General features: G+C 47.5%; 10 protein-coding genes. 3 read left to right on the forward strand and 7 right to left on the reverse strand.

The features are described from left to right. Nucleotides 1-30 precede the first annotated feature (30 nt). The 4 genes from ASC49_RS10415 to ASC49_RS10430 all read right to left on the reverse strand — a co-directional run bounded on the left by ASC49_RS10415 (nt 31) and on the right by ASC49_RS10430 (nt 4,740). The gene (locus ASC49_RS10415) at nt 31-540 is read right to left on the reverse strand and encodes a ClbS/DfsB family four-helix bundle protein (protein ID WP_055463187.1); all 510 of its coding nucleotides are present in this window, start codon (nt 538-540) and stop codon (nt 31-33) included. A gap of 79 nt (nt 541-619) precedes the next feature. Then, nucleotides 620-1,537, reverse strand: a complete 918-nt coding sequence (locus tag ASC49_RS10420; RefSeq protein WP_055463188.1) for a hypothetical protein — start codon at nt 1,535-1,537, stop codon at nt 620-622. Nucleotides 1,538-2,782: 1,245 nt separating this feature from the next. Further along, nucleotides 2,783-3,781 carry an AraC family transcriptional regulator gene (locus ASC49_RS10425; RefSeq protein ID WP_162265210.1) on the reverse strand — a complete coding sequence of 333 codons (999 nt, stop codon included), beginning with the start codon at nt 3,779-3,781 and terminating at the stop codon, nt 2,783-2,785. After that, complete coding sequence (locus ASC49_RS10430) at nt 3,781-4,740, reverse strand: hypothetical protein (protein ID WP_055463190.1); 960 nt, start codon at nt 4,738-4,740, stop codon at nt 3,781-3,783. The genes ASC49_RS10425 and ASC49_RS10430 overlap by 1 nt, the downstream gene beginning before the upstream one ends. A 305-nt stretch (nt 4,741-5,045) precedes the next feature. Here ASC49_RS10430 and ASC49_RS10435 point away from each other — a divergent pair, with 305 nt between their 5' ends. The 3 genes from ASC49_RS10435 to ASC49_RS10445 all read left to right on the forward strand — a co-directional run bounded on the left by ASC49_RS10435 (nt 5,046) and on the right by ASC49_RS10445 (nt 9,231). After that, on the forward strand, nt 5,046-7,055 hold the full coding sequence (locus ASC49_RS10435; RefSeq protein ID WP_055463191.1) for a phytase: 2,010 nt from the start codon (nt 5,046-5,048) through the stop codon (nt 7,053-7,055). 388 nt (nt 7,056-7,443) lie between these two features. Beyond that, nucleotides 7,444-8,220 carry an MBL fold metallo-hydrolase gene (locus tag ASC49_RS10440; protein ID WP_055463192.1) on the forward strand — a complete coding sequence of 259 codons (777 nt, stop codon included), beginning with the start codon at nt 7,444-7,446 and terminating at the stop codon, nt 8,218-8,220. A 42-nt stretch (nt 8,221-8,262) separates the two neighbouring features. Next, nucleotides 8,263-9,231, forward strand: a complete 969-nt coding sequence (locus ASC49_RS10445) for a GlxA family transcriptional regulator (protein ID WP_055463193.1) — start codon at nt 8,263-8,265, stop codon at nt 9,229-9,231. A gap of 135 nt (nt 9,232-9,366) precedes the next feature. Here the strand turns inward: ASC49_RS10445 and ASC49_RS10450 are convergent, their stop codons facing one another. From ASC49_RS10450 to ASC49_RS10460, 3 genes are all read right to left on the reverse strand, one after another. After that, the gene (locus ASC49_RS10450; RefSeq protein WP_141656832.1) at nt 9,367-9,549 is read right to left on the reverse strand and encodes a hypothetical protein; all 183 of its coding nucleotides are present in this window, start codon (nt 9,547-9,549) and stop codon (nt 9,367-9,369) included. A 146-nt stretch (nt 9,550-9,695) separates the two neighbouring features. After that, entirely contained in the window at nt 9,696-10,325 is a 630-nt protein-coding gene (locus tag ASC49_RS10455) for a cation transporter (protein ID WP_245624688.1), read from the reverse strand. 33 nt (nt 10,326-10,358) lie between these two features. Beyond that, nucleotides 10,359-13,211, reverse strand: coding sequence for a putative bifunctional diguanylate cyclase/phosphodiesterase (locus ASC49_RS10460; protein WP_055463195.1), 2,853 nt, complete (start codon nt 13,209-13,211; stop codon nt 10,359-10,361).

A 13,211-nucleotide genomic window follows, 5' to 3' on the forward strand; every position in this document is an offset into this window, starting at 1 on the left:
GCGTCTGCTGGAAAACCCGAAAATTGTTTGTTATGTGAATTCTCGTTTGAAACGTCGAACTTTTGTGCGCATATTTTTCATAGGCGATGATGTATTAAACTGAATCATACGCCCCAAAGTCCATTGTTCATACCACGCAACACCATACAAATCATGGTCACTTAAGCTTGAAATGAGGAAAAGTATCTCGTTAACCGTAGACTCAAGCTCAATGAGTAAATCATCATATTTCCACTCACGATACTCTTCGTAGAAGCTTTCAGCGAGTGAACCTAACTGGTTCCATTTATAACCCGTTTCCGGGAAATTAACATGTTGGCTTTGAGATCTTAAGTGATGCCATTTCAGAACGAGTCTTCCCCAACCAATCAAGTAAGCCACTGTATCACTGACGCTAATGACTGTACCTTTGACGTTTCCCTCTACTCCAGGTTTGCGAGCTTTGCTTTCCGGAATTGAACGATAGTCAGCCATGAGTTTCGGAAATATTGAGTTTATCGCTAACTCCAATTCATCCTTGTTTTTTGGCACAGAAGACATTTTGACCTCCATTCACCAACGCTCGCATTTGCGGCTGGTTTGAAGCGCAGCGGAAAACCAGTCCGACAACATGTGTTTGTTAGCCTCTGAAATATGGCAGAGAAAAACTTCTGGCTTGAAGGCCAATTCTTTGTGACAGCGAAATGTTCATAATATGCGGCCTTCTATTCTCAATCTTACGTCCACTGGGAAGCTCCAAAGAAAACCCTTCTGCTTTATTTCTTTTAATCGAAGGCACTTTCATTTCAATTTCATCTGGAAAAAATAACAGAGGTAAATCTGAAAGCATATCAAAACATTTTTTTATTTCGTCGGAACTAAAATTATTGCATTCGCTACTACCTAATCCCGAATACTTAACAAGTACGCTACTCAGAGCGCTCGAAACAAAGTATGTATTAATCAAGTGATATGGGATGTTTCTATTTAAAGAGAACCCTGTTTTCATTCCATGGAAGTCATCATGAATTAGTGGATCAGCCCCTAATGTGCCTTCTGGGAGAACACCCTCTATATAGTATCCAACAACCAAGTTAGCATCCCATGATGATAAAAATGGCCTCACCCTTCTATGCTTATGCTTTATCTCATTTATTATTTTTGAGACATGCGCTCGATAAGATGACGTTAGATCTTTAAATTCTCTTGATGCCTTAGTAAATCTTTCATCCTTATTTAGCACCGACTTTAAGATAGATTGGCAAGCCTCAATGAAATTTGCAGAAAAGAATATAAGATTAAATATATCTACTCTGTAATCCTCGAGATTGTCAGGTGTATAGGCGTGGTTCTCCTTTCTCTTTAAAGCATCACTACTCAATCTTTCCAGCAACCTCTTCGCGCTATCAATCACTTCTAAAAATGAGAAATAGAACACATCCGCAGGATGATTCAGGCCTAACTCACTGTGTCCAGCATTTGAACATTCCATGTTTATGAGCAGTGAAATGACTTCCGGATAATATCCAGTTTTTTTGCTTGGTATCTGGAACTTCACTATAACTCCTTGAGTGGCTAACAATTAAGGGTTATACGGCAGCGCAGCTGCGGCTATAACCCACTGTTGAACGGCTGCGTTGTCTATATAGGGGATTTGCTTTTTTCATGGTGAGACTTCCCTGTTGTATAACTCGCTTAATACCAAAGTCTGTTTGGACTATGCCGCTTCAGATCACCTTTGATCGCCGCTATGTTGGTTCTTTCTTTGCTCTTTTGTAGCCTGATTCAACAAGCAAGGCAAGCGCTTCCCTCAGACCTTTTGACCTGATCTGTATTTATACTCTGATCTCACTATGTGTTAACGCTAACTGCCATTATCCCATGGCAGCTTGATGCGAAGCCGTTCTGCCACTTTACTCTCAGAAGAATCGCCAAGATAAATCACAGCTCACTCGCACCTAGCTGGATTTGTGGCCATGTCGCGAGATTTTAGGGTCAGATGAAAATTAGCCTTCCCAAGCAAAACTATGATCCTATTAGCTCCCTCCCAAGCGTTTGATTTGCGCTGACGCGTTGAGGTACGAAACAGGCGCAAGCAAATTGAATTGCATGGGAGAGAGCCACAAAGCAGGTTGGGAAGCCGAAGCTTAATAACCTGCGCCCTCCACTAACTACTAGAAATGATATGCCAATCGCCGAATACAATCGACTCGTACAAGGTTTACCTCATACTAAGCAGGTTGATCGCGGGCACAGCCCGCTCCTACAAAAGCCAATTAGCGATGTTCCATGCGTTTGATTTGCGCTGACGCGTTGAGGTACGAAACAGGCGCAAGCAAATTGAATTGCATGGGAGAGATCCACAAAGCAGGTTGGGAAGCCGAAGCTTAATAACCTGCGCCCTCCACTAACTACTAGAAATGATATGCCAATCGCCGAATACAATCGGCTCGTACAAGGCTTACCTCATACTAAGCAGTTTGATCCCGCGCACAGCGCAGTCCTACAAAAGCCAATTAGCGATGTTCCATGCGTTTGATTTGCGCTGACGCGTTGAGGTACGAAACAGGCGCAAGCAAATTGAATTGCATGGAAGGGAGCCGCAAAGCAGCTTGGGAAGCCGAAGGTTAATAACTTGAGCCCTCCGCCAACTACTAGAATTGATATACCAGTCGCCGAATACAATTGGCTCGTTCAAAGGTCAGTGAGAGGTTTATCTCATACTAAGCAGATTGATCCCGCGCGCAGCGCAGTCCTACAAAGCGGCTTTTTATCCCCGATAGAGTCGGGTCGTACATGTGGTTTAGCCTACTAGGATCCAGCGTTTCATGGCGCGGCGGAAGTTGCTGGTGTCGTAGAAGTTTAGCGATTCGGCGACTCTTTCGGTGCTGTAGCCGAGTTTGTGGCTGTAGTGGTAGCTCATTAAGCTGCGCGCTTGGTCCATTTGTTTTTGATAACTGGTGCCGTGGGCTTTGAGTTTTCGTTTGAGGGTCGCGGGGCTGATGGCCATTTCGTCTGCCAAGGTTTCTAACGACGGCATCTCGCGTATCTCTTGCAGTAAACGTTGCTGTATATAGCCTAAAAAGCTAAGGGGAAGTTGGGCGACTTGCTGTTCACTAACATAAAAGAGGCTGCTCGAAGCTTGCTTCAGCGGCTCGTGCAGCAATGTGTTGGGTAAAGTCAGGGCAAAGCGCTCACAGTCTGTTTTTACAGGGCTGGCGGCCCAACGGCTTTGACATTCTGACAGGGTATTCGCGGGTAGGCTTTTTAGCTCAAATACCCACTCAGAGGCATGCAGGTCGATACCTAACCAGAGCAATATAGAGCGCAGGGCTTCCATTTCCATCAGTACCGCTAAAGTGAATTCCTCTGGGTCAAGATGAGCCCCCGCATCGCTCCAATAGAGCGATAAATAGCCTTCGTGTTTAAGCGCAGTCAGATGCAGTAGAGGCGACCAAAGGCTTTGTGCTTTCAGTAAATAATCCAACACCTGCGCCACGTTGGCAGCGTGCATAACCCCTAAACCAAAGTGTTGCAGGCTGATGGGTAAAAGCTGCTGGCCGATGACCAAGGGTAAATCTGGGCGGGATAATAGTAAGCTGGCGTTGCGAAACAGCTGGGCAAGCTGTTTCGCGGATAGTAGCGTATTCGGATTTTGTAGGTCGGTGGCAAACAGCTTGGTTTTATTCAGCAACACATCCATCGGTATGGCACGCTGAAGCGCCACATCGCCCATTTGAAGGACGCCTGCTTGCGGGACGACGGTCGCCTCATGGGACTCACACCAAGACTTAGACATCATTACACCACATGAACATTGACAATCGACTGGCTGTTCTGAATGCCATCGCATGTCATGGCGAGGTCGCTTTGTATCTCTTGTACTTTGCTGCGTAGCTCGGAATCGGACAAGGAATTTTCAAATATCAATGTACGCGATTTCACTCCTAACAATGTCGCTTGCTTGTGACCTTTGCCACGAAAGCGCATGGAGCGCAGCAGCAACACCACATCATTGATCTGTTCTTGAGAAACCGGAACCGCCGATAAAAGAGCGTACCCCTCCCCCGTCAGTTGAAAAACTTGGCTAGAATCAGGACTGTTCCAAAGTAGCATTTCAGCGATTAAAAAACGCAATTTGCTTTGATCTTGCAGCGATAATGGCAGTTGGCTACGCACTTCGGGGGCAACACGCAACACCACCAAGGTAGGCTGATGTGCAGGAACGTCTTGCACTGCTTTGGCTAACGCCGACCATTGTGGCAAAAAGCTGTCTTCGTGCAGCGCCAAATCGTTCTGCAGCACGCCCGAGCGTTTATTTAAGTACTTCTTGAGCTGGCGCTGTTCGCGATACCAAAGGATCAATCCGATCACCAAGGACACTAAACCCACGGGAGCCGACTCGATCCATTTATCCCAAGAGACGGCGTCTGGTAGCACATAGATTTCATCCAGCATGTCTTGGAAGCTGGAAGCACACAGACATAAGAAGCCAAATGCCATCCAATTGGTAATAAAACCCGGCTCACGGGTCGCCAGCACAATCAGCATCCATGTCACCATAAACAGCGCTAAACCGCCTTCGCCAATAATATCCATCCAAACCCAATCAATATATGGGATAGCGATACCGGCGGTTTTGTTCAAAAAGACGATAAACGCCATGCTTAATGGTAGGCCGATCAACCACGGCCAGTGTGGCATCAGCATTTTGGTAAAAACATAAGTGTGTAGCAGTGTGTAGCGAACGCGACGAATCATTTAGCTCTCCTCAAGACAGCAACGTTGTACGCGCATCATGTGACACTTATATGACAGGCAAAGTCCGATCAGCTCACAAAAGAGGTGAATATTCTTCCAAAAAGACCGAACGGACGATAAAAGTGATGATAAAAACCACTTAAAAGAGGATAAATGGCCGCTAAAAAGCTCAAAATCCTACAAAACCAAACGAATCAGCTTCATTTCAAGAGCGTCAGAAAAATCTGTCACAAATCTGCCACACAACCTTTTTACAGTGCCCCTAATTCTTATGACCAACCCTTATTTAATGATTAGGAGCCTTTATGCCTCGTTTCCAACACACCCTTCTCGCGACGGCGTTACTTGCTGCCAGCAGCACCTATGCAGCCACCACATCCACTAGCTATGAAGACATTGCCGACAGCGCAGTATGGCAATCCGCAGACGATCAGCAGTCTTTATTGATCAGCACCCTAGAGGGCGATGGCATCGCGGTTTACGACGCGTCAGGCAAAGAGCTTCAGCATATTGAAGATGTCGAAGCATTGGGCGCAGACGTGCGTTATGGCTTACGCTCAAAAGATGGTAAGAAGATCGACATTGCAGCCGTTGGCTTACCCGATGAAGACGCTATCGCGTTCTACCAGATCAACGGCAAAGCTAATGCACCGCTAACCGAAGTAGGACGATTGTCGCTAGAGATAACACCAGAAGGCGTCTGTTTAGGAAAAAATGCTACTTCGGGCGATATGTTTGTCGCCAGCTACGACGAAGCAGGCAACCTCGTGCAATACAAGCTGGCATTTGATGGCAAGCAGGTCGACAGTGCGATCCAGCATAACGGGAAACCAACGTTTGTTCGCTCTATGAATGTGGGCGGTGAGCTAAGTGGTTGTGCCATGGACGATGAGACCAATACCTTGTACGTGGCAGAACAAAACATCGGTGTCTGGGTGTACGGTGCCGACCCTGAGAACGTAAAAGAGCGCGCGTTGCTTGATGTGGTTGAGCCACTTGGTCATTTAGAAGAAATTGAAAACCTAGACATCGTTTATCAAGCACATGGCAAAGGCGCCATCGTGATCGCCGATGAAGGCCAAGGTTTTGTGCTGTACGACCGCGTTAGCCATAAATTTCTTGGTAAGTTTGATATTGCAGGTGTTGCAGAAGCCAAGCTGGTCAGCGCGTCTACTCAGCAGCTTTGGATCGGTAATACCGAGCTAGACGAGTCGGTTTATCAAACGCTTTCTTGGAATGAGCTGGAGCAGCTTTCGGGCTATAAAGCCGAAAATACCCTGTCGCCACGTGAGCTTGAAATCAAGGGTGTCGAACTGGTACGTGCCCATGCAGAAACCAAAGCCGTGGATAACCACGGCGATGCGGCGGACGATCCAGCCCTTTGGTACAATACCGAATCCCCCAAAGACAGCCTAATCATCGCCACTAACAAAAAGGGCGGCTTGATGGCTTATGACCTTCAAGGCAATGAGATCCAATACCTCGAAGGCGGCAAGCCCAACAACGTCGATATTCGCCAAGATGTAATCGATGCTGATGGCAATCAAATCGCGCTAGCAGCGGCATCAAACCGTAAGAAAAATACCATTACGCTGTACACTATTGATGGCTCTAGTACGCCGATCAAAGTACTGCCCGCCACTCAAGGCACGTTGCATCCTGAGGCTCCAGAGCTACTTTCCAGCGTCGATGAAGTCTACGGTCTATGTATGTCGCGCGGTGAAGACGGTACGCCTTATGTGTTCGTGAACGGCAAAGATGGTCAAATCGAGCAATGGCGCATCAGCGTTCATAATGGCGAAGCTCAAGGCACCGTTGTGCGCACGCTAAACGTGCCATCACAGCCAGAAGGTTGTGTTGTGGATGATCGCACGCAGACTCTGTATGTGGGCGAAGAAGACCACGCGATCTGGACGTTTGATGCCCGTGAGAACGGCAATGCAGAAGGTAAAATCTTTGCCAAAGTCGATGGTAAGCACCTAATCGACGATATCGAAGGTTTAACCCTTTACCAAACCAAAGAGCAAAACCTGCTGATCGCCTCAAGCCAAGGTAACAACACTTATACCGTGTTTGACCTAAACCAGCAGGGCCAATTCGTGAAAAGCTTCGCCATCATCGGCGATGACGAACGCGGCACAGACGGTGCTACCGACACCGACGGCATCCATGCGGTATCACAAAACCTAGGCGAAGCATTCCCGAGCGGCCTGTTCTTAGCACAGGATTGGTACAACATTGATAGCCAATACAAAACCGAAAACCAGAACTTCAAAATCGTCGACTGGCGCGATATTGCAAAGGTTTTGAAATAAGTCCCTGAGTAAAGGGTAGAAAGCAAAAAGCCGCTAATTCTGAGGAGTTAGCGGCTTCTTTGATGCACACATAAGATTTTAGCGTCAGATGAAAATTAGCCTTCTTATCCTATTAGCCTCCTCCCATGCGTTTGATTTGCGCTGACGCGTTGAGGTACGAAACAGGCGCAAGCAAATTGAATTGCATGGTATAGCGCAGCAAAGTGGCCGGGAAACGCTACGCTAGATTTGTGGTTTGGTCGCGGGGCGGAGACCGCTCCTACGGAGTGTGTGGTCTAGGATGGCACTTTGGCCCGATTCCGTTGAACTATGTCTCTAAGGCCAATGTTTGTGGCGTAGTCGCTCCCATAAGATAGTTCCAACAGTCACAGTCTAAGCAGGAGCTATTATGAAGATCACACAAATACGCAATGCAACATTGCACATCGATTACGCTGGGGTGCGTTTTTTAGTTGACCCTATGTTGGCCGATCAAGGGGCGTATCCTGGTTTACCCGGTACGGTGAATTCCGAGCAGCGCAATCCCACTGCCCCACTGCCACTTTCCATCGAAGACATTCTTCAGGTGGATGCTGTGTTACTCACCCATTTACATCCCGATCATTGGGACGCTAAGGCGCAAGCAGTTATTCCCAAAGATACACTACTGCTGGCGCAAAACGAGGCGGATCGTCAGACGCTTATCGAGCAAGGCTTTGAGAATGTTCAGGTATTCGAGGGAGGTATGGTGTTTCGTGGCATTACGTTGACGACTACCGAGTGCCAACACGGTTACGACCGTTTATTTGAAAATCCTGCCATGGCAGCACGCATGGGTGAAGTCACTGGTGTGATTTTCTCGCATCCTACGGAGCAGTCGCTCTATTTAGCGGGCGATACGATTTGGACACCTGCCATCGAGTCTACCCTGCAACAGCACCAGCCAGATGTGGTGATTTTAAACGTCGGCTGGGCCCATGTGTTGGAATATGGCCCGATTATTATGGGCAAAGAAGACGTGCTTAAAACCCATCTGACATTGCCCCATGCTAAGATTGTGGCGAGTCATTTAGAAGCCATGAACCACTTGTTGCTGAGTCGTTCTGAGCTGGCAGAATACGCCCAGCTGAATCAGCTTGATGCGTTTGTGGCGATCCCAGCAGATGGGGAAACTCTCACCTATTAAAGCACTCTGATCCAATGTCTGAACCCAAGCACGGAGCCCTATATGATTGAAGCCTTTACTGCACCGGAGCGCTTACCCAAAGTGGCTATTGTCGCGTGCAATGAATTCAGCCCCTTTCATATTTCTGTGCCGTGTTTGGTATTTGGCTCTGAGATGCTTAAGCGGCGTCTGTTTGAAGTGTCTATTGTTGCCTCGGAACAAGGGCCCATCTTTTCGAAAGAAGGTATGCAGATCCATACAACAGGCTCGTTAGCGGATTTAAGCAACGCAGACATTATCATTGTGCCTTTTTGGCGTAGCTATGAAGAGCGCCCAAGCGAGGCTTTGATAGGCGCGTTGAACAGCGCTTATCAAAGCGGTTCGACGGTTGTTGGCTTATGCTTGGGGGCGTATGTTCTGGCCTATGCAGGCTTACTGGACGGTAAACGCGCCTCGACCCATTGGGGTTTAGAGCAAGACTTTATGCAGCGCTTCCCTGCAATCACCATGGATAGCAACGCTCTGTATGTCGATAATGACCGTCTGATCACTTCCGCTGGCGTTGCGGCAGGCATGGACTGCTGTTTGCATATCTTACGTAAGGTGTATGGTGCTGATATCGCCAACACGGTGGCACGTCGTATGGTGTTACAGCCACATCGGGAAGGTGGGCAAGCGCAATTTATCGAGCGCCCCATGGCGACCAGTAATGATCAGCGTATTAACCAGTTGTTGGATAGGATGCGACAAGATTTGAGCCGATCTTACTCACTCGATGAGCTTGCTAATCAAGTCGCGATGACCCGTCGTACCTTTACGCGAAAATTTCAGCAAGCGACGGGGCTGTCGGTGGGCCAATGGTTGATCACGGAAAAGCTGCACCACGCACAAAGTTTGCTAGAGAAAAGCGACCTATCAGTGGAGCGCATTGCCGCAGAGGTCGGCTTTCAGTCCACCAGCGCTTTTCGCGACAAATTCAAGCAGCAGTTTCAAGTCTCCCCCAGCGCATGGCGCAAGACATTTAAGGGGTAACCTCTAAGCTGGAGAGCGGTAAGACACGAATCAACGTACCAACCGCTTACGATTCACTACCAGTCGATACCCTAGAAGCACAGCAAAGAGGATGCTAAAGATCACGGCGAGTGAGCTGTCGCTTTTCACTTGCCACTATAGGTGGGAGCGAATTGGAGTTACGAGTAGATGCACATGGTTGGTCATAAATAACCATGCATGGCCTTTAACCTGAAACTGCCCAGCGAACTCAGTTAACCAATGCGTATAAGCAATAAAATTATCTTCACTCGCAAAACACACTTGGTGGTTATTATCGTGCAGGATGATGTGTTGCATCGGCAACACCACTGATTTGTTGTTGCTGAACAGATTGAGGGGGTCCATCACGCCTTTGATCACTTCCCTAGGAATTGAGTCCGTGGCGATGCTTTCCTACAGTAATACCTACTGCTCGAAACTGTTTCGCTTATTAAAATATTGCGTCATCTCACTTCGGTGGATTCTGTCTCTCTGGCATCCTTAAGTATGCTTAAGCCACCGCGGATGACGACGATTGATATTAGGGTACCGACAATTAAATCTGGGTATCGACTACCTATGATGGCAACCATGACACCAGAGACAATAACGCCTAGGTTTGCAATAACGTCGTTGGTTGAGAAAATCCATGAAGCTCGCATATGAACCCCACCATCTTTATGTTTGGATATGAGAACAAGACAGATGATGTTTGCTAGCAGAGCCACTGCACCCACAACGATAATTAGTGTGCTCTGAGGCTCACTGCCAAAGACCATGCGCCTTACAGCCTCGAACAAAACACCAAAGCCCAAAATAATCTGTAGATAGCCACTGACTCTAGCCGCTTTGGCTTGCTTCGCAACGCCCCTTCCAACAACGTAGAGCGAGAGTCCATAAACGGTCGCGTCTGCCAGCATATCTAAGGAGTCTGCAATCAGCCCCGTTGATTGTGCGAGCCAACCTAATATCAACTCTGAGACAAACATAAAGGCGTTAATCGCCAGCAGTGCAATGAGCGTTTTCCTCTCAAGTCTCTCTGCTTGCTCTGCCCCACAACCACAATCTGACATATTTTCTCCGATATCTGCCATCGACCGGCACTTAGCCAGATAGCTAATACATGTCTAGTTGAAATAACCGTGTGCTAGCAGCGCTTCACTGCGCCACTCTTCGGTCCATGCTGGTATGTCTTCTGCCCGCATTGGATACGCAATACCATAGCCTTGGGCGCACTCACACCCTAGCTCCAGCAGCAAGTTGGCGTATTGCATGTCTTCTAAACCTTCGGCAATGATGCTCTTTCGGAACGCTTTAGCGAGGCCGATGACGCCGACCAAAATCAGTCGATCTTCGCTTTCATCTCCCATATTTTTTACAAAGCTCTGATCAATTTTGATCGTTTTCGCAGGGATATTCCGCAAGTATGACAGACTGGCGTAACCAGTGCCAAAGTCATCAATGGCAAAGCCAATCCCTAAATCATTACAATGACGAATAATCAGTTGGACTTGCTCGATGTTTTCGATAGCGCTGGTTTCCAGCACTTCAAACTCTAGGTATTTCGGCTCTACGCTTGGGAAGTCCAACAAAATAGCTTCTAACGCGTCCATAAAGTTTTTCTGCTGTAGATGAATGGCCGATATATTGACGCTAATGGGCGCATACAGCCCGGACCTTTGCCAGTGCTCCAGCTGCATCAAGGACTGACGAATAGTCCATGCGCCAATTTCAACCATTAGCATATTGCCTTCGATATCAGGTAGGAAATGTCCCGGCGTTAACACGCCTTTTTCAGGGTGATTCCAACGAATCAGCGCCTCGAACCCCACCACCTCACGACTCGCCAAGTTTACCTTGGGCTGATAATAGAGTTCGAATTCATGCTCGGTAAGCGCCTCAGATAAACACGCAATGTTTTCATGAAAACCACGAATAGAACGGTCGTGAGCAGGGTCGAAGAAGCGAAAGATATTTTTACCAGCCAGTTTCGCCGCATACATGGCTTGATCAGCTTGGCGAATCAGTTGGTCCGCGTCAACATCCTCATCTTCGGGGTAGACCGCCACCCCTATGCTTGACGTCACGGCAACAGACTGACCGTCTAGTTCAGCTGGCAAGGCGATGGTGTCGAGCAAGGTGTCCAACATGCCTTCCAACGAATTATCTTGCATCACGTTCGGCAAAATTAGGATAAATTCGTCGCCACCGATGCGGGCAACGGTGTCTTCTTCACGCAGGACGGTACTGATTCTCTGGGCAAGCTCTACCAACAAGCGGTCTCCTACGGTATGACCATAAGAGTCGTTGACCTCTTTGAACCCATCCAAATCAAGGAACAGCAGCGCGAGTTTTTCATTGCGATTTTTGGCTTGAGACATGGCCACACGCAAACGATCACGAAATAGAAAACGGTTAGGTAGCCCCGTCAAATTGTCATAGTGAGCGATACGTTCAAGCTGGTACTCATGTTCTTTGAGAGAAGTAATGTCAGAGAACAACGCCACGTAGTGGGTCAGTTCGCCAACGTTATTTTTCACTGCACTAATGGTAATTAACTCTGGATACACATCGCCATTTTTACGTTTGTTCCAAATTTCTCCAGTCCACACCCCTTCTATCTGCAGGGTCTGCCACAGCTGATCGTAGAAGTCGCGATCGTGGCGACCGGACTTAAGAAGATTCGGCCGCTCACCAATGACTTCGTCACGACTGTAGCCAGTAATACGGGTAAAGGCTTCGTTTACATCGATAATTTTGCCCTCTACGTTGGAGATCAAGATGCCCTCATGCAACTGCTCGTAAACACTGGCAGCCAGCGCGAGATCCACTTCACTTTGCTTTCTCGCGGTGATGTCCTGATGGGTACCAAACATATCAATGGGTTCACCTTGATCACTCCATTGAAACACTTGTCCACGATCTAATACCCAAACCCAATGGCCATCTTTATGGCGCATACGGGCTTCGCATTCATAAAAATCGGTCTCTCCGCGAAAATACGCGTTAAGAGCTTGCTCTGAATACTTAGCATCATCAGGATGTAGCAGTCTCGTCCACGTTTCGATGGATATCGGACGCAGCTCTTCTACCGTGTAGCCCAACATATTGGCCCAGCGCTCATTAAAATGCGTTTTCCCTGACGGAATATTCCAATACCAAGTGCCTGTACGCGTACCATTAATCACGTTTTCTAACTCTAAACGCTCCTGTTTAAGGTGCCCTTGCGTATGAGTAATGGTGTTTACCATATCTCTGACCGTGGAAACTAAGGCATCAATCTCAAGGTATGAAGAGTCCGTCAAAGTGGCACGAGGAATACCATCTTCACCACGATCAGCAATTACTTGAGTAAAGTGATTCAAAGGCTTAATAAAAATATTTTTCAGCAGCAGATATAGCGTAATCAACAAGAGCACCAGCAACGCCAAGGTAACCGCGACGGTGTTCAATAACAGGTTTTCGATATTGCTACGCAGTATTTTATCGTTGACGTATACAAACAATTGACCAACCACCTCCCCCGTTGAGGCGTGAATATCCGTTGCTTTGACGTAATAGGCATTGTCTAAAGTGGCTTTATCGGCTGAGCTGTCTGAAGTATAGACGTGACTTTGACCTTCTCCTCCAGCCACCCGACCGGTGAGATAATGTGCTTCGCCTAAAATTTTGGCCATATTAAAGTCGTCTACCAAGATGGCAGATAAGGCGTAGTGATTGGGGGTCAATAGCTCACTTTGTACCAGTTTTTGGTACTCATGAATTTGATAGGACTCCAGAAATGGCGACAGAATTCGACTTAAACGCCCAGCACTTTCACTCGCCTGCCCGATAATCTCAACTTCTAGCTGCTCTTTCTGGATTTGATAAAAATACGCCGAGTTGATACAAAACACCAAAGAAACCAATAGCATGATCGCGCTGCTGACAATCAGAAATAGGGATTTCTTGTTTGCGGATTTGACTTTTCTCAAGCTCAT

Source organism: Marinomonas fungiae (assembly GCF_001418205.1).
In the GTDB taxonomy this organism is placed as follows: domain Bacteria; phylum Pseudomonadota; class Gammaproteobacteria; order Pseudomonadales; family Marinomonadaceae; genus Marinomonas; species Marinomonas fungiae.

Excerpts from the sequence above, each read along its gene's own strand:
- ASC49_RS10435 (WP_055463191.1), top strand. The coding sequence starts at position 5,046 with ATGCCTCGTTTCCAACACACCCTTCTCGCGACGGCGTTACTTGCTGCC.
- ASC49_RS10460 (WP_055463195.1), bottom strand. The coding sequence starts at position 13,211 with ATGAGCTTGAGAAAAGTCAAATCCGCAAACAAGAAATCCCTATTTCTG.
- ASC49_RS10440 (WP_055463192.1), top strand. The coding sequence starts at position 7,444 with ATGAAGATCACACAAATACGCAATGCAACATTGCACATCGATTACGCT.
- ASC49_RS10415 (WP_055463187.1), bottom strand. The coding sequence starts at position 540 with ATGTCTTCTGTGCCAAAAAACAAGGATGAATTGGAGTTAGCGATAAAC.
- ASC49_RS10450 (WP_141656832.1), bottom strand. The coding sequence starts at position 9,549 with ATGCAACACATCATCCTGCACGATAATAACCACCAAGTGTGTTTTGCG.
- ASC49_RS10455 (WP_245624688.1), bottom strand. The coding sequence starts at position 10,325 with ATGGCAGATATCGGAGAAAATATGTCAGATTGTGGTTGTGGGGCAGAG.
- ASC49_RS10425 (WP_162265210.1), bottom strand. The coding sequence starts at position 3,781 with ATGATGTCTAAGTCTTGGTGTGAGTCCCATGAGGCGACCGTCGTCCCG.
- ASC49_RS10430 (WP_055463190.1), bottom strand. The coding sequence starts at position 4,740 with ATGATTCGTCGCGTTCGCTACACACTGCTACACACTTATGTTTTTACC.
- ASC49_RS10445 (WP_055463193.1), top strand. The coding sequence starts at position 8,263 with ATGATTGAAGCCTTTACTGCACCGGAGCGCTTACCCAAAGTGGCTATT.